Raw genomic sequence first — 18,657 nt, 5'->3', positions numbered from 1 at the left:
GTGGGCCTCCAGTTGGCGAAAGGGGTCAGGCGGTGGGGCAGTTCGCGGGCGTCGCCTGCGAGGCGTCGCGGATCAGGGCCTGTTGAGCGGCCTTCACCCGCTGCGCGTCGGGCTTGAGCACCCGCCGGTCGTACGTCATCAGGCCGTTCAACTCGCCCTCGACGTCGGATATTTGGGTGTAGACCGCGCCGTTGCTCCCCTGGCAGGTCAGGGCGTGCACCTCGGCGATCTTGGCGAGGTAGTCGTCGGTGTAGGCCGCCGGGTCGACGTCGACGTACGACTGCTGGACCGACCACGCGTGTCCCGGCACCGCGAGCCCGAGTCCGCCGTACTCGCCGCTGACCAGGGCGCGTTGACCGTCCGGATGCGGTGGCAGGGCGGGGCTCGGATAGCCGTGTTCGTCGATGATGTCGCCGGTGCCGCCGTCGACGCCGAGGTTGATGCCGGACATGCTGTTGACGAGCCGGGTCGGGTCCCAGGCCTTCGCCTGGTCGGCGATGCGGGCCTCGTCGTACTGGCCCCAACCCTCGTTGAACGTCACCCACATGACGACCGACGGGCTGCTGATGTGCTCGTCGATCATCTGCTTCATCTCGCGCTCGTACTCGGCCCGGGCGGCGGCGGACGGGTTCACCCCGGCGGTCATCGCGGGCATGTCCTGCCAGACCATGAGGCCGAGCCTGTCGGCCCAGTAGAACCAGCGGTCGGGCTCGACCTTGATGTGCTTGCGCACGGCGTTGAAGCCCAACTCCTTGTGAACCTTGAGGTCATGGGCGAGCGCCTCGTCGGTCGGGGCGGTGTAGAGACCGTCCGGCCAGAAGCCCTGATCGAGCGTGGCCATCATGAAGATGGGCTTGCCGTTGAGGACCGTGCGCGGGACGCCGTTGACCTTCTCGACGGCGATCGAGCGCATCCCGAAGTAGCTGCCGACACGGTCCTTGCCGACGGTGACCTTCAGGTCGTAGAGGAACGGGTCGTCGGGTGACCAGAGATGCGGCTTCGCGAGAGTCAGGGTGAGCGGTCCGCCGGTGCGGCCGTGCACGGTGGCCACCTCGCGCTTTCCGTCGTACGCCGTCGCCGTGATCGGTACGCCGTCCCGAACTCCCTGTGCCTCGACGGTGAGTTGGCTCTTGGCGACGTCGGGGGTGAGTTTGAGGGAGTCGACGTGGTCGGGGGCGACCGGCTCCATCCAGACCGTCTGCCAGATGCCCGAGGTCGGGGTGTACCAGATGCCGCTCGGGTCGAGGCGCTGCTTGCCGATCGGGGGGTTCTCGCCGTTGGCCGCGTCGGTGGGGTCGTAGACGCCTACGATCAGCTCCTGGGTGCGGCCGGGCTTCAGGGCATCGGTGACGTCGGCGCTGAACTTGTCGTAGCCGCCCTGGTGTTCGGTGACCTTCGTGCCGTTGACGTAGACCTCGGCCCGCCAGTCGACGGCGCCGAAGTTGAGCAGCAGCCGCTTGCCCGAACCGATCCTCCAGTCGGCAGGGACGGTGAAGGTGCGGCGGTACCACATGCGGTCCTCGTGCCGTTCCAGGCCGGAGAGCTGGGACTCGACGGGGTACGGGACGAGGATGCGCTCGGCGAGGTTCTTTCCGACCGGCGGCTGTTCGCCCGCTGTCGCCGCGGCGAACTGCCAACTCCCGTTCAGGTTCTGCCAGTCGGTGCGGGTGAGCTGGGGGCGCGGGTACTCGGGGAGGGCGTTGTGCGGGCCGACCTGGTCGGCCCACTGGGTGCGGAGTTCATAGGTGGAGCGGTTCGGGCCGGTGCTCCAGAAGCCGTTGATAACGTTGCCATCCGCTGACGCGAGGCCGGCTTCGCCGTCGTAGCGGATGTCCGCGGTGCCGGATGCGGTGCCCGTCTTGTTGCCTACGACGGGTTCGGTGAGCGGGATGAGGAGCGTCCGCGGGTCGGACGGGTCCAACTCGGCTGCTCCCAGCGGCCACTTGGCGCCGCCGATCACCGCTTCGAGGTGGTCGGTCAGGTCGGCCGGGGGTGCGGCGAGGGGCTGGGCGAAGTCGAGTTTCAGGGTGCGGCCGGTGCTCGTGACCGTGGCGGCGATGGCGCCGTCGTAGTCGTAGCCGTCGGGGAGCCGGAAGGCCGACTGCGGGATGGCCACCTTGGTGCCGCCGGGCTCGGTCCAGCGGACGTGGAGGTTGGAGCCGCCGTAGTGCTCGAAGTACTCGACCTTGATGTCGTAGGCCGTGCCGGCGGTCAACTCGACGGGGGCGGAGGTCTGTTCGGTGTCCCAGTCGTCGACCCAGTGGTCGATGGTGAGTCGTCCGTCGATCCAGAGGCGGAAGCCGTTGTCGCCGATGATCGAGAAGGCGTGGGGGCCGGACTTCGCCGGGACGAGCTTGCCGGTCCAGCGGATGCTCACGTCGTCCGACTGGCCGGTGGTGAAGGCGAGTCGGGGTTCGAGGTTGTCGAAGTCGAGGTTCGGGTCGACGCCGGTGGCCTTGAGGTCGGCGAAGTCGAAGGCGCCGGGGGCGGACTGGGTGTAGTACTCGCCCTTCAGGCCGTGGATCTCCACGGGGTCGTCGGCGGCGGTGGCGCTCGCGGTGGGGACGGCGGCCAGCCCGGCGATGCCGAGGGCCAGGGCGAGCAGTAAGGCGAGTCGGTCTCTGAGTCGTCTGATGCGCACGGAACCTCCATAACAACGTTGTCATAGGCGGCAGTTGGCATGACAACACGGATTCCGCATTCCGTCCAGGGACATGACAAGCACGGGCGGGACGGCGGCGGGGCCCGGGCTGGACGGGGGCGCGACCGGCGCCCGGACAGCGCGAAGCCCCGGTGCGGCCGAAAAGCACCGGGGCCCCGGATCGCCAAGACGTGGTGTTACGTGACCAGTTGGCCCTTCCCGAGTGCGATGACCCCGCCCTTGGAGACCGTGTACAGGTCGGCGTCCCGCTCCGGGTTGACGCCGATCGTCGCGCCCGGTGGTACCTCGACGTTCTTGTCCAGGACCGCGCCCCGGACCACCGCGCCCCGCCCGATGTGGACGTTGTCGTGCAGGATCGAACCCTGGACGACGGCTCCGGGGTCGACCACCACGCCCGGGGAGAGCACCGAGCGCGTGACCTGGCCGCGGATGAGGCACCCGGAGCTGATGATCGACTCGCTGGCCATGCCACCGGCGTTGAAGCGGGCCGGGGAGAGCTGGCCGGAGTGGGTGTAGATGGGCCAGTTGCGGTTGTAGAGGTTGAAGGCGGGGCGCTCGGCGATCAGGTCCATGTGGGCGTCGTAGTACGCGTCCATCGTGCCCACGTCCCGCCAGTAGCCCTGGTCGCGGGTGGTCTCGCCGGGGACGTGGTTGGCGCTGAAGTCGTAGAGCGCGGCCTCGCCCCGGTCGGTGAGCGCGGGCAGGATCGAACCGCCCATGTCGTGCACGGAGCCGATGTCCTCCGCGTCGCGCTGGAGGGCCTCTATCAGCGCCTTGGTGGTGAAGATGTAGTTGCCCATCGAGGCGTAGACGCACTCCGGGTCGTCCACCAGACCGGGTGGGTCGGCGGGCTTCTCCAGGAAGTTCTCCACGGTCTGGCCGTCCGAGCCCGGGGTGATCACCCCGAACTGCGAGGACTCCGCGCGCGGGACACGGATTCCGGCCACGGTGACGCCCGCGCCGCTCTCGATGTGCTGGGCGAGCATCTGGCGCGGGTCCATGCGGTACACGTGGTCGGCGCCGAACACCGCGACGTACTCGGGGCGCTCGTCGTAGATCAGGTTCAGCGACTGGAGGATCGCGTCCGCGCTGCCGAGGTACCAGCGCGGGCCGAGGCGCTGCTGCGCCGGTACGGGTGTGACGTAGTTGCCGAGCAGGCTGGACATGCGCCAGGTGGTGGTGATGTGGCGGTCCAGCGAGTGCGATTTGTACTGCGTGAGCACGCAGATGCGGAGGATGTCCGCGTTGACGAGATTGGACAGCACGAAGTCCACTAGGCGGTACGTTCCGCCGAAGGTGACCGCGGGTTTGGCCCGGTCGGCGGTCAAGGGCATCAGCCGCTTGCCCTCACCGCCCGCCAGTACGATCCCGAGCACCGAAGGTCCGCCACGACGCATGGCCGCTCCCCTCACCCTGGTTGACCCCAGCCTGCCCCTGAGCAGCGCACACTAAGCCTGTTTGGCGATCTCCCCGTAGAGCCGCGCGGTGCGCAGCGCCACGGCGTCCCAGCCGAACTCGCCCACCGCGCGCTCCCGCCCGGCCTCGCCCATCCGTTTCGCAGTCTCCGGGTCGGCGAGTACGGAGTCGAGAGCCAGCGCCAGGTTGGCCTCGAAGTCGTCGTCGACGGACACCAGCAGCCCCGTCTCCCCATGTGCCACCACCTCCGGGATGCCCCCGACCCGCGAGGCGACCACGGCGGTGCCGCAGGCCATCGCCTCCAGGTTCACGATCCCGAGGGGCTCGTACACCGAGGGGCAGGCGAACACGGTGGCGTGCGTGAGGAGCTGGATCACTTCCGGGCGCGGCAGCATCTGCGGGATCCAGTGCACGCCCGCGCGGACGCTGCTCAGCTCCTGGAAGAGCTCGCGGAACTCCCGGTCGATCTCGGGGGTGTCCGGGGCGCCCGCGCACAGCACGACCTGTGCGGCCGGGTCGATGTCCCGCACGGCGCGCAGCAGATGGGGCACGCCCTTCTGGCGGGTGATCCGGCCGACGAACAGGACGTAGGGGCGGTCGGGGTCGATGCCGAGCCGGGTGAGGACCTCGGTGCCGTGGTCGGGCTGGTAGAGCGTGGTGTCGATGCCGTTGTGGACGACCTGGACCTTGGCCGGGTCCAGCGTCGGGTAGCAGGTGAGGATGTCCTCGCGCATGGCTCCCGATACGGCGATCACGCCGTCGGCGGCCTCGATCGCGGTGCGCTCGGCCCAGCTGGAGAGGGCGTATCCGCCGCCGAGCTGCTCGGCCTTCCAGGGGCGCAGCGGCTCCAGGGAGTGGGCGGTCATCACGTGCGGGATGCCGTGGAGGAGCTTGGCGAAGTGGCCGGCGAGGTTGGCGTACCAGGTGTGCGAGTGCACGAGTTCGCGGCCCTCGAGGGCCGCGGCCATGGAGAGGTCCACGGAGAAGGTGCGCAGCGCGTCGTTGGCGCCGTCGAGGGTGGGCCAGGAGCGGTGGCGTACGACGCCCTCTGTGCGGCCCTCACCCCAGCAGTGCACGTCGAGATCGACCAGGGGCCTCAACTCCCGGGCGAGGAACTCCACATGGACGCCCGCGCCGCCGTACACATCCGGCGGGTACTCCCGGGTCAGCAGTCCCACTCGCACCCGAAACCCCTTGTTCTCGGTGGCTGATTGCCCTCATGGTCACCCAGAAGCGGCGTTTCGGGAAGAGCCAGGCGGCTGTGTGAAGCAGCAGTCCCCGCACACCCCGCCACCGGGGATCCGATAGTAAAGGCAGCAGCTGCGGCGCCGGAAGGATGTGCCGGTAAACGTTCCGGTTCCGGCGAGGAGCGGGTGGGCGAAGAGTTCCGCGGTGAGCGCACGCGCGCGCGTGGCGACGTCTCGGCGGCCACGCGCGCGTGCCCAGCGGTCCAGTTCCCGTGCGGCGCCCGCGAGCGCGGAGGCCGCGTTGCCCCACAGGAGGCCGGTGGCGATGCGGTGACGGGCGACCAGGGCCGCGTTCAGGGGTTCGAGGTGGGCGTGGAGGACGGCGTCGGCGAGGGCGCGGGCGTCGCCGGGCAGCGGGCGGACCTCGGCCAGCCACAGGTCGTCCGGGGCGCTGCGGTCGGCGTCCCAGTGCAGCAGGCGTGGGTCGAGGTCGGGGATGCGGCCGTACAGGGCGGCGCAGCCGAGCGCGACGGACCACAGCCGGGCGGCGAGCGCCTGCTGGGCGATCGAGGCGGCGATGCGCAGCTCAGGGGCCCGGAGACGCTCCGCGACGACCTGGACACGAAAAGTCAGGGAATTTCCGTAAACCTCCGACACCGGGTTTTCGTAGGTCCGCGCGAGCGTCGGCAGCGGGCCGGGCGGAACTCCGCCCGTGCGTAGTACGAAGAAGCCGCCGAGGGGGCGGAGCGCGGCGAGTTCGGGGTCGAGGTCCACGAAGAGCAGTAGTACCAAGGCTCCTAGGGGTTTCACCCAGGGGGTGTCGTCCGGTGTCACCCACCTTGGGGAGGACAAGGGTCCTTTCGTACTCCATCGGCAGTACTACCCAATCGGTGCTCAGGTACGACGACGGGAAGAACATCAAGCGGCATCGTGTTCTGTATGAAAGCCGACCGTTCGCCGCGTGGTGCCAGAGGCGCCCGCCTGACGCAGAGGAGCTGCCGATGAGCGCCCTCGCGTTGTCCATCGTGCTGTCGCTCGTCTCCGCAGTGGCCTACGCCGGCGGAGCGATCGTGCAGGAGCGCGTCGCGGTGTCCTCTCCCGACCAGGAGTACGCACCGCTGCGCCGCCCGAGCTGGTGGGCGGCGGTCGCGTTGAACGGTACGGGCGGTCTGCTGCACGTGGTGGCGCTGGCCTACGGCCCGCTGAGCCTGGTGCAGCCCCTCGGCGCGCTGACGATCGTGTTCGCGCTGCCGATGGCGGCCCTGTTCGTCGGCCGCAAGGCCGGTTCCACCGCCTGGCGCGGCGCCATCATGGCGACGATCGGTCTCGCGGGTCTGCTGTCCCTGGTGGGTACGTCCGACGGCCAGTCGCTGAGCACCGCCCAGCGGGTGTCCGTGGCCGTGTTCACCGGCGCGGTGGTCGTGACCCTGATGATCGCGGGCCGCGCGGCACACCGGCACCCGGCGGTGCGCAGCGTGCTGCTGGCGACCGCGTCCGGCATAGCGTTCGGTATGTCCTCGGTGTTCACGAAGACGGTGACGGTCGACTGGGACAACGGCGCGGTCTCGGCGACCGACATCCCGTTCCTGGGCGTGATCGCGGTGTTCGCGGTCGCCGGTCTGATGCTGTCGCAGGCGTCCTACCGGGGCGCGGGCCTGGCGGCTCCGCTGGCGGTGCTGACGGTCGTGAACCCGGTGGTGGCGGCCGCGGTCGGCATCACGATGTTCGGTGAGACCTTCCGCTACGGCACGACGGGCACCCTGCTCGCCCTGAGCGCCGGCGTGGTCGCGGCGGGCGGCCTGATCCTGCTGACCACCGAGCGGCTGGGCAGCGAGAGCGCACCGGCCGACACCACCACACCTCCTGTGGTGCCCTCGCCCGTCGAGGAGTTGCTGGACGCCCTCCCTGGACAGCCCGTCGGCGTGAGCGTGAACGTCGGCGCGGAACTCGGCGTCAACGCCGGGGACATCCTCCTCCCGGCGCCGACGGCGGTACCGGCCGGCGAGAGTTACGAGACCCTGGAGCCGGCCGGCTCCGCTGAACCGGTCGGCTACTTCGGTCCGTTCCACGCCGGGCTGTACGTGATGATGCCGGTCCACGACCGGCACCGCACCCGAGTCAAATCCTGACGCCGCCGGCCCGCAGATAAGCGAGCGGGTCGATGTCGGAACCGAATCCGGGCCCCGTCCGCACCTCGAAGTGCAGATGCGGGCCCGTGGTGTTTCCAGTGGACCCGGAGCGCCCGATGCGCTGCCCCTCGCCGACCGACTGACCGTCCCGCACGGAGATCGCGGACAGGTGCGCGTACTGCGAGTACCGCCCGTCGGCGTGCCGGATCACCACCTGGTAGCCGTACGAACCGGCCCAACCGGCGCTGACGACCGTCCCCTTCTCGATGGCCTTCACCGAAGTGCCGGTGGGGACAAGGAAGTCGACGCCTGTGTGGTAGCCCTTCGACCAGGAGGAACCGGACGCGTGGTAAGCGGTGCCGATGGGGGCGTTCACGGGGGCGACGAGGGAGTGACTCGTCGTCTTCTTGTGGGTGACCTTTTCCGTGGTCTCCGAAGAAGCCTTCTTCTTCGGAGCCTTGGTGGTCGACGACTTCGTAGTCGACGACTTGGTGGCCGGTTTCGTCGTCGTGTGGGCCGTCGAGGCCGCCTTGCCGTGCAGGCTGAGCCGCTGGCCCGGCAGGATCAGGTCGGGATCGTCCCCTACGGTGGTGCGGTTCGCGGCGTAGAGCCCGTGCCAGCCGCCGTCCACGCGCTCGGTGTCGGCGATCCCGGAGAGGGTGTCGCCGCGCACGACCGTGTACATCTCGGCGGTGCCCGCGCGGGACTGCGGTGTGGTCTGCGGCTGGACGTCCTTCACGGACCGCTTGACGACGGTCTGCGTCTTGGCGTCCTCGGCCTTGGTCTTCTTGTCGGTGACCTTGGTGCCGCCCACGTGGATGTCGGGGGTGCCGCCGCCCCGGGTGAGCCCGGCGCGTACCGAGCAGACCGGCCAGGCGCCGGGTCCCTGCCCCTTGAGCACCTTCTCCGCTATGGCGATCTGCTGGTCCCGGGTGGCGAGGTCGGCGCGGTGCGCGTACGCCGTGCCGCCGTAGGCCTCCCAGGTGGACTGGGTGAACTGCAGCCCGCCGTAGTACCCGTTGCCGGTGTTGATGCTCCAGTCGCCGCTGGACTCACAGGCGGCGACCTTGTTCCAGGTGCTCACATCGGCCGCCTGGGCGCTGCCCGCGCCGACGGTGGCGAGCGGGATCGCGATGCCCGCGCCGCCCGCCGTGACCGTGAGCAGCGAGGCCCGGTTGATCCTGCTCGGCTGATACCGGCGGTGCCGGCCGCGTACGGCCATGGGGAATCCCCCTCCAGATGCGTCAGGAGGGCCAAAAATAAGCGCCCCGAACAGGCCATGACAAGACGGGTACCGGCCTCCCTGGGGCTCAAGTGACCGGTATTCCCTGCCCGTTGGGAAACGGGTGGGGCCAGTGGGGTTGGGGTTGCGTATCCGCGGAAGGAGCGCTGGTGGAACACCGACCGAAGGTGGACAACTTCGCACGGCCAGCACGTGCGGTCGGGGTACCTGCGGGCCAGGATGGTCAGTGGGGCAATACTGGCGAGCACGACCGGTACCACCGATGTCAGGACCTTCCTGATCTTTAGGAGCCAACCGAATGAGCACTTCAGCGCAGATCGGCGTCACGGGTCTCGCGGTCATGGGCCGCAACCTCGCCCGCAACTTCGCGCGCAACGGCTATACGGTCGCCGTGCACAACCGGACCGCGTCCCGCACGCGTGACCTGGTGGCGGAGTTCGGCGGCGAGGGCGACTTCATCGCGGCCGAGACCGCCAAGGACTTCGTGGCGGCGCTGGAGCGGCCCCGCCGCCTGGTCGTCATGGTGAAGGCCGGTGACCCGACGGACGCGGTGATCCAGGAGTTCGCCCCGCTCCTCGAACCGGGCGACATGATCATCGACGGTGGCAACGCGCACTTCGCGGACACCCGGCGCCGGGAGCACGACCTGCGCGAACAGGGCATCCACTTCGTCGGCATGGGCGTCTCCGGCGGCGAGGAGGGCGCGCTGCACGGGCCGAGCATCATGCCGGGTGGCCCGAAGGAGTCGTACGACTCGCTCGGTCCGATGCTGGAGAAGATCTCCGCGAAGGCCAAGGACGGGGCGCCCTGTGTGACCCACGTGGGTCCCGACGGCGCCGGGCACTTCGTGAAGATGGTCCACAACGGCATCGAGTACGCCGACATGCAGCTGATCGGCGAGGCGTACCAGCTGCTGCGCGATGTCGCCGGGTACTCCCCCGCGCAGATCGCGGACATCTTCCGCACCTGGAACACGGGCCGGCTGGACTCCTACCTGATCGAGATCACCGCCGAGGTGCTGTCCCACGTGGACGCGGCCACCGGCAAGCCGTTCGTGGACGTGGTCGTCGACCAGGCGGAACAGAAGGGCACCGGCCGCTGGACGGTCCAGATCGCCCTCGATCTCGGCGTCCCGGTCTCGGGCATCGCCGAGGCGGTCTTCGCCCGCTCCGTCTCCGGCCACGCGGCACTGCGCGAGGCCTCACGGGGTCTCGCCGGACCCACGGCCTCACCGCTGAGCGAGTCCGAGGCGGGAGCCTTCGCGGACCGGGTCGAGCAGGCGCTGTACGCGTCGAAGATCGTGTCGTACACGCAGGGCTTCCACGAGATCGCGGCGGGCAGCGAGGAGTACGACTGGAACGTCGACCTCGGCGCCATCTCCTCGATCTGGCGCGGCGGTTGCATCATCCGCGCGGCCTTCCTCGACCGCATCCGCGCCGCGTACGACGCCCGCGCGGACCTGCCGAGCCTGCTGTCCGACGAGACGTTCGCGCAGGAGATCGCGGGGGCGCAGGACGACTGGCGCGAGGTCGTCGTCGCGGCCACCCGCCAGGGCGTCCCGACGCCCGGTTTCTCGGCGGCCCTCGCGTACTACGACGCGTTGCGCGCCGAGCGGTTGCCCGCGGCGCTCACGCAGGGGCAGCGGGACTTCTTCGGGGCGCACACGTACCGCCGGGTGGACCGGGACGGCTCCTTCCACACCCTCTGGGGCGGTGACCGCTCGGAGGTCTCCGGCTGACCTCTCCTGCTGTGCCGAGTGCTGTGGCAGCCCGCCTGCCGATGAGACGGTCAGGCGGGCTGCCACAGTTCGACGCGGTTGCCCTCGGGGTCGGTGACCCAGCCGAAGCGGCCGATGCCCTCCATGTCCTGGGTCTCCCCGTCCACGTCCGCGCCCTTGGCGCGCAGTTGCGCGAGCATCGCGTCGAGGTCGCGGACGCGGAAGTTGAGCATGGTCTGCTGGGTGCGGGACCCGAAGTAGTCGGTCCCGGACTCGAACGCCGCGAACACCGTCGGCCCGGCTTCCTGACCCCACAGCCCGTGCTCGTCGGCGTCCAGGCCGAGGCAGTCCCGGTACCACGCGCTCAGGGTCTCCGGGTCGGTGGCCCGCAGGAAGTATCCGCCGATTCCAAGCACACGTTCCATGGGGGCATCCTGCCAGGACAGCGGGGCCGGTGCCGGGTGGCCCGTCTCGGGCGAGCTTTCAGGTGAGCGGCGGTCCCGGCTCCGGGGCCGGTACGGGTTCCGGGCCCGGGGGGATCGGGGACGGCGACGGCTCCGGAGTGGGGCGAGGGCCCGGTGGTGGGGTGGGGAACGGTACCGGGGGCTGCGGGTCCGGCACCGGTACGGGACCGGGGCCGGGCACCGGGTCCGGCGTGGGACCGGGTCCCGGAGTGGGTGCCGGGGGTACGGGGTCGGGGTACGGATGGGTCATCGTGTCCTCCAGTCAGTGGTGAATGTCGGCTACGTCGGCCCTGGACTACTCCCCCGCGTACCCGTGACCGGCGCGGACACTCACCCGGCCGGGCTCAACCGACGCGCGCCGCCCGCGCACCGGCGGCAGACCGAGTCAGAGCTCCACAGCACCGGGAGCGGGCGGAGGCCACGGGCACTGCACCGCCCGCGCCACTCGTCACCCGCGCCGCCACTCACCCGGCCGGGCTCAACCGACCCGCGCGGCCCGGGCACCGGCGGCCGGCCGAGTCAGAGCTCCACAGCACCGGGAGCAGGCGGAGGCCACGGGCACTGCACCGCCCGCGCCGCTCGTCACCCGCGCCGCCACTCACCCGGCCGGGCTCAACCGACCCGCGCCGCCCGGGCACCGGCGGCCAGCCCCGGCCGGGGACTCGACAGCACCGGGATCGCCGTGGTCGTCAGGTGCTGGGCCGGTGCCATGGAGCCCTGCGCGAGGACGATCGTGTCGGCGCCGGTGACCGCGTCCACGGCGTCCGCGACCAGCCGGGCGCAGCCCTCGGTGTCGCCGGTCTCGAAGCGGGTCCAGGCGTCCTCGACGAGCAGTGTGCGGACTTCGAGAAGTCCCCCAGGGTGGCCGAAACGCCGCCCCTCCTCCTCGACCAGCGCCACGGTCGGCCCCAGGGTGCTCTCCAGCGTCGCGGCCACGACGACACGCGGACCGGCGGCCACCGCGGCCGCCGCCATCGGGCGGTCACCGCGCAGCACCGGCACGCCGACCCGCGCACCGGCCGTCTCCGCGACCCCGCCGATGGTCGAGCAGGTGCACAGCACCGCCCGAGCCCCTTCGGCGACGGCCGCGTCCAGCACCTCGCGTACCGCCCCGGCCACCGCTTCCGGCCCCTCGCGGCGGGCCCGTGCCAACAGGTCCTCGTCGACGAAGTGCCGTAGTTCCAGGCCCTGATGGTCCTCGTCGCGCAGGGCGTCGAAGACCGGGACGTGAGCGGGAGAGGTGTGCAGGAGGGCGAGCACGCGGGCTTGCCTTTCTTCAGGCGCTCACAGAGACGGCATTCACCGGGAGACGGGCGTCGGTTCTAGAACCGACCCGGATGCGCCCTGAGCCACTCCATCGCCGCCCGCAGCAACTCCGGGTCCGCGGCCGGTGCCTCGTCAGGATGCCGTTCCGCCCACTTGACGACGTACGGGCACAGCGGGGCGACGACGATGCCCTCGCGGGCCGCGATGCCGTACAGCTCGCGGGCCAGGGAACCCGCGATGCCCTTTCCTTCATGCGCCGGTTCCACGAGCGTGTGGACCGGGACGAGGGCGCGCGCGGGGGATTCGAGGACGAAGTACTCGATGTGGCCCACGACTTCACCGCCGGCGATCGCCTCCAGGCGGCCCGCCGCCCGGTCGTCGCGGATCTCGATCTCGCTCATGGGCTTCCTCCAGGTGCGATGGTCAGGCCGTGAGGTCGGCGGAGTCCACACCCGAGCGTAACGGATGGTGATCACCAGGTCTCCGGGATGTACCGGGCAGGCGGCCGGACGCGCTTCTCGTAAGGACCAGGTAAAGACCGTGGTTCACAGTTTCGGTTGCGGTTGCCGGTTCCCGTGCGGGGGATGAATGTGGCCACACAGGCCGGATCAGCACCCTGGAGACGCCGTGACCACCACATCAGAGCCCCGGGTGTCCGGGCTGGAGATACGTTCCATCGACTATGTGCCCCTGAACGAGCGCCACGGCAAGCTGTGGCACCTGGGGCCCCTGTGGTTCATGTCGAACGCGCAGATCGCCACCCTCGCCGTCGGCCTGATCAGCATCACCGAGGGCGGCAACCTCATCTGGTCGCTCATCGCGATCGTCGCGGGCACCCTGCTCGGCACCTTCTTCATGGCGTTCCACTCGGCCCAGGGTCCGCAGCTGGGGCTGCCGCAGATGATCCAGTCGCGGCCCCAATTCGGTTACGTGGGCGCCCTGTTGGTGTGGCTGTTCGCGTATGTGCAGTACGCGGGCTTCAACGTCTTCAACACGATCCTCGCCGGTGAGGCCCTGCACACCACGGTGCACGGCGGCACCAAGATGTGGGTGGCCGTGGTCACCGTGGTCGGCTTCGTGATCGCACTCGTCGGCTACGACGTCATCCACAAGGCAGAGCAGTTCCTGACGTACACCTTCCTGGTCGTCTTCGGGATCTTCACCGTGGGGGTGCTGGCGACCCTGCACTACCCGGCCGGCTCCTTCGACCTCGGCGGCTTCTCCTGGACGCCGTTCCTCGCGCAGTTCGGCGTGGTCGCGGGCTACCAGATCAGCTGGGCGATCTACGTCTCGGACTACTCGCGCTACCTCCCACCGGACGTGACCGTCCGCAAGACCTTCTACTGGACCTACTTCGGCTCGGCGCTCGGCGGGGTCTGGCTGATGACGCTCGGCGCGCTGCTCGCCGCCTGGGCGGGCAAGGACTTCGACACGATCCGCTCGATCAACGCGGCGGGCGACAAGGTCTTCAGCGGCTTCGGCGCGATCGTGCTGCTCTTCGCCACCCTGGGCCTGGTCTCGGTGACCGCGCTGAACATGTACGGCGGTTCGCTGACCCTGATCAGCGCGATCGACTCGTTCAAGAAGGTCCAACCGACCGTGTCCGTAAGGGCGTTGACGATCGGGCTGACCGCCGCGCTCTCCCTGGTCGGCGCGATGGCCGCGACCGCCGACTTCCTCACCAACTTCAACAACTTCCTGCTGCTGGTGCTCTATCTGTTCATCCCGTGGACCGCGGTCAACCTGATGGACTACTACGTGGTGCGCCGCGGCCACTACGCGATCGCCGAGATCTTCAACCCCCACGGCATGTACGGCCGTTGGGGCTGGCACGGGATCATCTCCTACCTGGTGGGCTTCGGCGTCATGGTGCCGTTCTTCTCCGTCGGCACGCTCTACGTCGGCCCGATCGCGCACGCCATGGACGGCGCCGACCTCTCCCTGTTCGTCGGGCTGCCGGTCGCCGGGTTGCTGTACTGGTGGCTGAGCCGCTCGATCGACGTGGCGGCCGAGATCCGGGTGGCCGAGGCGGAGGCCGAGGGGTTGGAGCAGGCGGCGCACGAGCACCGCGAGCCCTGACACCCGTTACACCGCTCCGCCGTCACACCACCGCTTCCTGGACCGGTCCAATCTCCGGCTGCTTCTCGAACTGGGTGCGGTACAGCTCGGCGTATCGCCCGTCGGTGGCGAGGAGTTGGTCATGCGTGCCGCGTTCCACGATGTGGCCCGCCTCGACGACGAGGATCTGGTCGGCGGAGCGCACGGTGGACAGCCGGTGGGCGATCACCACGGCCGTGCGGCCCTGCAACGCCTCGGTGAGGGCCTCCTGGACGGCCGCTTCCGAGGTGTTGTCCAGGTGCGCGGTGGCCTCGTCGAGGATGACGACCCGCTGGCCGGCCAGCAACAGCCGGGCGATGGTGAGGCGTTGACGCTCACCTCCGGAGAGGCGGTAGCCGCGTTCGCCGACGACCGTGTCCAGGCCGTCGGGCAGCGACCGTACGAGATCGTCGAGGCGGGAGCGGCGCAGCGCGTCCCACAACTCGGCCTCGGTGGCGGCGGGTTGGGCCAGCAGGAGGTTGGCGCGGACCGAGTCGTGGAAGAGGTGGCCGTCCTGGGTGACCATGCCGAGGGTGGCCCGCAGGGAGGCGGCGGTGAGGTCGCGGACGTCGACGCCTGCGACGCGTACGGCGCCTTCGTCGACGTCGTAGAGGCGGGGCAGGAGTTGGGCGATCGTCGACTTTCCGGCGCCGGAGGAGCCGACGAGGGCGATGGTCTGGCCGGGTTCGGCGCGGAAGGAGATGCTGTGCAGGACCTCGGCGCCGCCGCGGGTGTCGAGGGAGGCGACCTCCTCCAGTGAGGCGAGGGAGACCTTGTCGGCGGACGGGTAGGCGAAGCGGACCTCGTCGAACTCGACCGCGACCGGGCCCTCGGGGACCTCGCGGGCGTCGGGTTTGTCCTCGATCAGCGGTTTCAGATCCAGCACCTCGAAGACGCGCTCGAAGCTGACGAGGGCGCTCATCACCTCGACGCGGGCCCCGGCGAGGGCGGTGAGCGGGGCGTAGAGGCGGGTCAGGAGCAGGGCGAGGGACACGACGGCGCCCGGCTCCAGGGTGCCGTGCAGGGCGAACCAGCCGCCGAGGCCGTAGACGAGGGCGAGGGCCAGGGCGGAGACCAGGGTCAGGGAAGTGATGAAGACGGATTGGGCGGTGGCCGTGCGGACGCCGATGTCGCGGACCCGGCTCGCTCGCTCCGCGAACTCCACGGACTCCTCGTCGGGGCGGCCGAAGAGTTTGACCAGGGTCGCGCCGGGCGCGGAGAAGCGTTCGGTCATGCGGGTGCTCATCGCGGCGTTGAGCGTGGCCGCCTCGCGCTGCATCCCGGCCATCCGGCTGCCCATCCGGCGGGCCGGGATCACGAACACCGGCAGCAGCACGAGCGCGAGCAGGGTGATCTGCCAGGACAGGGTGAGCATCACGGCCAGCGTGAGCAGCAACGTCACGAAGTTGCTGACCACTCCGGACAGGGTGTTGCTGAACGCCCGTTGGGCTCCGATGACGTCGTTGTTGAGTCGGGAGACGAGCGCGCCCGTACGGGTACGTGTGAAGAACGCGACAGGCATGCGCTGCACATGATCGAACACAGCCGTCCGCAGATCGAGGATGAGCCCCTCCCCGAGCGCCGCGGAAAGCCGCCGACCAAGAATCCCGAGGGCCGCCTCGGCGACCGCGATCAGGGCGATCAGCAGGGCCAGGCGTACGACGGTCCCGTCGTCGCCGCCCGACACGATCGCGTCGACGACGTGCCCGGCAAGTACGGGGGTCGCGACGGCGAGCAGCGCGGTCACCACCCCGAGCAGGACGAACCGCGCGATCGGGCGGCGGTGCGGCCGCGCGAACTCCGCGATGCGGCGCAGCGTGGCGCGGGCGAAGGGGCGGCGTTCCTGTTCTGCGGTCATGACACTGTGCAATTGGGTCCAGGCCGTGCTCTCCATGCTCATGGGAGAGACCGTAGGACCTCAAGCGGCGTTGAGGTCAACGTGTTCGCCGCAGCCTCGTGTAACGACGCGCGTAAGGAGCTGTCCCCGCGGCCGCAACCCGCAGTTGTCGTGGCGCGGAAACCCTCCAGGGATGTGAGACACGTCCGCGTCCGGCAGATCCTGTGCCTGCTCCCGCTGCTCCTGGTCACCGTCGTCGCCGTCCAGCACCGGTCCGTTCTCGTCGAGGGCTTCGGCCAGCTGCGTGCGGCGGAGTGGCCCTGGCTGGTGGCGGCGGCCGGTGCCACCTGTCTGACCTGGGTCGCCGCCGCGTTCACCCGGCAGGGTGCCGTGGTCGAACGGCTGCCCGCGCGGCGGCTGTTGGCCACGCAGTTCGCGGCGGGCGCGGCAAACCACCTGCTGCCCACGGGACTTGGCGCGGGCGCGGTCAACCTGCGCTTCCTGACGGTGTGCGGGCTGCCGCTGGCCCGTTCATCGGCGGCGCTGGCCCTGTACCTCCTCGCGGAGTCGATAGCCCGGCTGACCCTCCTCACCGGTCTGCTGATCGCCTTCCCGGACGCCCTGCGCCTGGGAACTCTCCTTCCGGCAGGGGCACTTGGCCCGCTGCTCGTCATCATCGGCGCCGTACTGGGCGCGGCGGTCCTGGCCCTCGTTCTGGTACGGCGGCTGCGAACGGCGATCCTGTCGTTCCTCCGTACGGCGTTCAGCGAGGCCCGTTCCGTGCACACGCGTCCGGCCCGGGCGCTCGCGCTGTGGGGCGGTTCGCTGGCGTTCCCCGCGCTCCAGGCGGCCGGACTCGTGGCGGTGGGGCAGGCGTTGAATCTGCCGGTGCCGCCCGCGCAGATGGCGCTCGCCTATCTGGCGGCGACGGTCGCGGTCGCGCTGGTACCGACGCCGGGCGGGATCGGCTCGGTGGAGGCCGCGTTGATCGTGGCGCTGGTGGCGGCGGGCGGGCCGGTCGCGGTGGCCACGGCGGTGGTGCTGGCGTACCGGATCATCACCGTCTGGATCCCCATCATTCCGGGCGCGTTGACACTCGGCGCGCTGGTCCGACTGAGAGTCATCTGATTCTCGGGTCCGCTCGAACATTCCTGTAAAGCAGGATCAGCCCTGGTCGGGACACCGGCCGGGGCTTCTTCGCGTTCACCCCAACTCCTTTGTTTTACTTTTTACTTGACTCCACATGACAGCGCGAGTTGACTGAAGAGCGTTGATTTGTCAGCCGAGGAGGCAGGACTGTCATGGGGGACGAGACGTTAGGAATCATCCTGGCGGGAGGCCGGGGCGAACGCGCCAAGCCGCTCACCCTCGCCTCGGCCGACTACATCCGCAGCAAGGCCCTCATCCCGTTCGTCGGCCGCTCGGTCGTCGAATGGCTCGTCGAGTCCTGCCGCGACCAGGGCATCCGCCGCTTCTACGTGATCGCCCAGGGCGCCGAGAATCACAGCCAGATCAAGCTCGTGCTCGGCCACGGCGAACGGTTCGGCGTGGAGATCCACTACTCCCGTGCCCGCTTGGACCGGTACAACGTCGGCTCGGGCGCCGCCACCCTGCACAACCTCGAACAGTGGGACCTGACCGGCCGTGCCCTGGTGCTGCCGGTGGACTCCGTCTTCGAGTTCGACCTGCGCAGACTGAAGGACGCGCACGACGCCGCCGACGCCGTCGTGACCGTCGCCTCGGTCGGCCGTACCCCCGAGGAGATCGCCGGCAAGTACGGCGTGATGCAGACCTCCCCGGACGGACTGGTCTCGGGGTTCGTGGAGAAACCCAGCCTCGACCGCGTCCACCGGATCTTCCCCGAGACATCGTTGCCTTCGTCCGTCCGCACCCTGCCGACCAACGCCGGGATGTACCTGGTCGACTGCGGCCGGCTGCGGCTGGCCGCGCGCAACCCCGAGATGATCCGGCTCGCCCAGCAACGCCTCGACTGGGGCGGCGACCTGCTGCCCTGGCTGGTCGGACGCGGACTGCCGGTCGCCGCCGCGCCGATCGACCGGCTCGGTGACCTCGGCAGCATCGCCGACTACCTGGCCACCCTCGGCGACGTACTCGGCGGCCGCTACGCCTGGATGCGCAAGGCCATGGGCGAACCGACGAGCACCGACCCGCCGTACTGGATCCACGAGTCCAGCCTGCGCACCAAGGACAGCGTCACCGGTACCACCCTGGCCCAGAAGATCTCCGAGGGCAGTGTCGTGATCGGCCCCGCCGTGCGCATCGGGCGCAACGCCGAGATCGGGCCCGGCGTGAAGCTGCGGTTCAGCGACATCGGCGACGGCGTCGACGTGGACGAGGGCGCCCGGCTCAGCCGGACGGCGATCGGCGACAGCGCCGTCGTCGGGCCGTACGCCCGCATCACCGACTCGTACGTCGGGCCGATGGCGCGGGTGCACTCCGAGCGGGACAACCCGGTCCGGCTCGTCCACTCCGCGATCGGCGAGGCCGCCGACCTGCGGCCCGGCACCCGGCTGTCCGGGGTGAGCGTCTATCCGCGGCTGCGGGTGCCCGCCGTCACCGGGCTGCCCACCGGCACCCATCTGACCAGCTCCGACGACATCCTGCACTGGATCTGAGCG

The 18,657-nt window shown here is 70.1% G+C and carries 14 protein-coding genes; 5 read left to right on the top strand and 9 right to left on the bottom strand.

What is annotated here, in order from left to right:
- Positions 1 to 25 precede the first annotated feature (25 nt).
- The 4 genes from OG588_RS44340 to OG588_RS44325 all read right to left on the bottom strand — a co-directional run bounded on the left by OG588_RS44340 (position 26) and on the right by OG588_RS44325 (position 6,057).
- Positions 26 to 2,641, bottom strand: a complete 2,616-nt coding sequence (locus tag OG588_RS44340) for a PA14 domain-containing protein (RefSeq protein ID WP_405952206.1) — start codon at positions 2,639 to 2,641, stop codon at positions 26 to 28.
- A gap of 197 nt (positions 2,642 to 2,838) precedes the next feature.
- Positions 2,839 to 4,059, bottom strand: coding sequence for a glucose-1-phosphate adenylyltransferase (gene glgC, locus OG588_RS44335; protein WP_405952205.1), 1,221 nt, complete (start codon positions 4,057 to 4,059; stop codon positions 2,839 to 2,841).
- A gap of 51 nt (positions 4,060 to 4,110) precedes the next feature.
- Entirely contained in the window at positions 4,111 to 5,262 is a 1,152-nt protein-coding gene (glgA, locus tag OG588_RS44330; protein ID WP_405952204.1) for a glycogen synthase, read from the bottom strand.
- A 39-nt stretch (positions 5,263 to 5,301) separates the two neighbouring features.
- Positions 5,302 to 6,057 carry a (2Fe-2S)-binding protein gene (locus tag OG588_RS44325; RefSeq protein WP_405952203.1) on the bottom strand — a complete coding sequence of 252 codons (756 nt, stop codon included), beginning with the start codon at positions 6,055 to 6,057 and terminating at the stop codon, positions 5,302 to 5,304.
- Between the two features lie 209 nt (positions 6,058 to 6,266).
- Here OG588_RS44325 and OG588_RS44320 point away from each other — a divergent pair, with 209 nt between their 5' ends.
- On the top strand, positions 6,267 to 7,394 hold the full coding sequence (locus OG588_RS44320) for a DMT family transporter (protein WP_366096857.1): 1,128 nt from the start codon (positions 6,267 to 6,269) through the stop codon (positions 7,392 to 7,394).
- Here OG588_RS44320 and OG588_RS44315 read toward each other — a convergent pair.
- Entirely contained in the window at positions 7,384 to 8,616 is a 1,233-nt protein-coding gene (locus OG588_RS44315; RefSeq protein ID WP_405952202.1) for a transglycosylase family protein, read from the bottom strand. The genes OG588_RS44320 and OG588_RS44315 overlap by 11 nt on opposite strands.
- A gap of 319 nt (positions 8,617 to 8,935) precedes the next feature.
- Here OG588_RS44315 and gndA point away from each other — a divergent pair, with 319 nt between their 5' ends.
- Positions 8,936 to 10,375 (top strand): NADP-dependent phosphogluconate dehydrogenase, encoded by a 1,440-nt coding sequence (gene gndA, locus OG588_RS44310; RefSeq protein WP_266865063.1) that lies wholly within the window; start codon positions 8,936 to 8,938, stop codon positions 10,373 to 10,375.
- Between the two features lie 50 nt (positions 10,376 to 10,425).
- Here gndA and OG588_RS44305 read toward each other — a convergent pair whose 3' ends face one another.
- The 3 genes from OG588_RS44305 to OG588_RS44295 all read right to left on the bottom strand — a co-directional run bounded on the left by OG588_RS44305 (position 10,426) and on the right by OG588_RS44295 (position 12,536).
- On the bottom strand, positions 10,426 to 10,779 hold the full coding sequence (locus tag OG588_RS44305) for a VOC family protein (protein ID WP_405952201.1): 354 nt from the start codon (positions 10,777 to 10,779) through the stop codon (positions 10,426 to 10,428).
- 651 nt (positions 10,780 to 11,430) lie between these two features.
- Complete coding sequence (locus OG588_RS44300; protein ID WP_405952200.1) at positions 11,431 to 12,078, bottom strand: aspartate/glutamate racemase family protein; 648 nt, start codon at positions 12,076 to 12,078, stop codon at positions 11,431 to 11,433.
- 62 nt (positions 12,079 to 12,140) lie between these two features.
- Positions 12,141 to 12,536 carry a GNAT family N-acetyltransferase gene (locus OG588_RS44295; protein WP_405953368.1) on the bottom strand — a complete coding sequence of 132 codons (396 nt, stop codon included), beginning with the start codon at positions 12,534 to 12,536 and terminating at the stop codon, positions 12,141 to 12,143.
- Between the two features lie 175 nt (positions 12,537 to 12,711).
- Here OG588_RS44295 and OG588_RS44290 point away from each other — a divergent pair, with 175 nt between their 5' ends.
- Positions 12,712 to 14,163: a purine-cytosine permease family protein gene (locus OG588_RS44290; RefSeq protein ID WP_405952199.1), complete on the top strand. Its 1,452-nt coding sequence runs from the start codon at positions 12,712 to 12,714 to the stop codon at positions 14,161 to 14,163.
- Positions 14,164 to 14,185: 22 nt separating this feature from the next.
- On the opposite strand, the gene OG588_RS44285 is transcribed toward OG588_RS44290, so the two are convergent.
- Entirely contained in the window at positions 14,186 to 16,075 is a 1,890-nt protein-coding gene (locus OG588_RS44285) for an ABC transporter ATP-binding protein (protein WP_405953367.1), read from the bottom strand.
- 138 nt (positions 16,076 to 16,213) lie between these two features.
- Between OG588_RS44285 and OG588_RS44280 the strand changes: the two genes are divergently transcribed.
- Both OG588_RS44280 and OG588_RS44275 read left to right on the top strand, forming a co-directional pair.
- Positions 16,214 to 17,146: a YbhN family protein gene (locus OG588_RS44280; protein ID WP_398847884.1), complete on the top strand. Its 933-nt coding sequence runs from the start codon at positions 16,214 to 16,216 to the stop codon at positions 17,144 to 17,146.
- Between the two features lie 173 nt (positions 17,147 to 17,319).
- Positions 17,320 to 18,654, top strand: coding sequence for a sugar phosphate nucleotidyltransferase (locus OG588_RS44275; protein WP_405952198.1), 1,335 nt, complete (start codon positions 17,320 to 17,322; stop codon positions 18,652 to 18,654).
- The last annotated feature ends 3 nt before the right edge of the window (positions 18,655 to 18,657 follow it).

The organism is Streptomyces prunicolor (genome assembly GCF_045162825.1).
Taxonomy (GTDB): domain Bacteria; phylum Actinomycetota; class Actinomycetes; order Streptomycetales; family Streptomycetaceae; genus Streptomyces; species Streptomyces prunicolor.
Note: the sequence above shows the minus strand (reverse complement) of the source record. Positions and strands in the feature narration are given on the sequence as shown.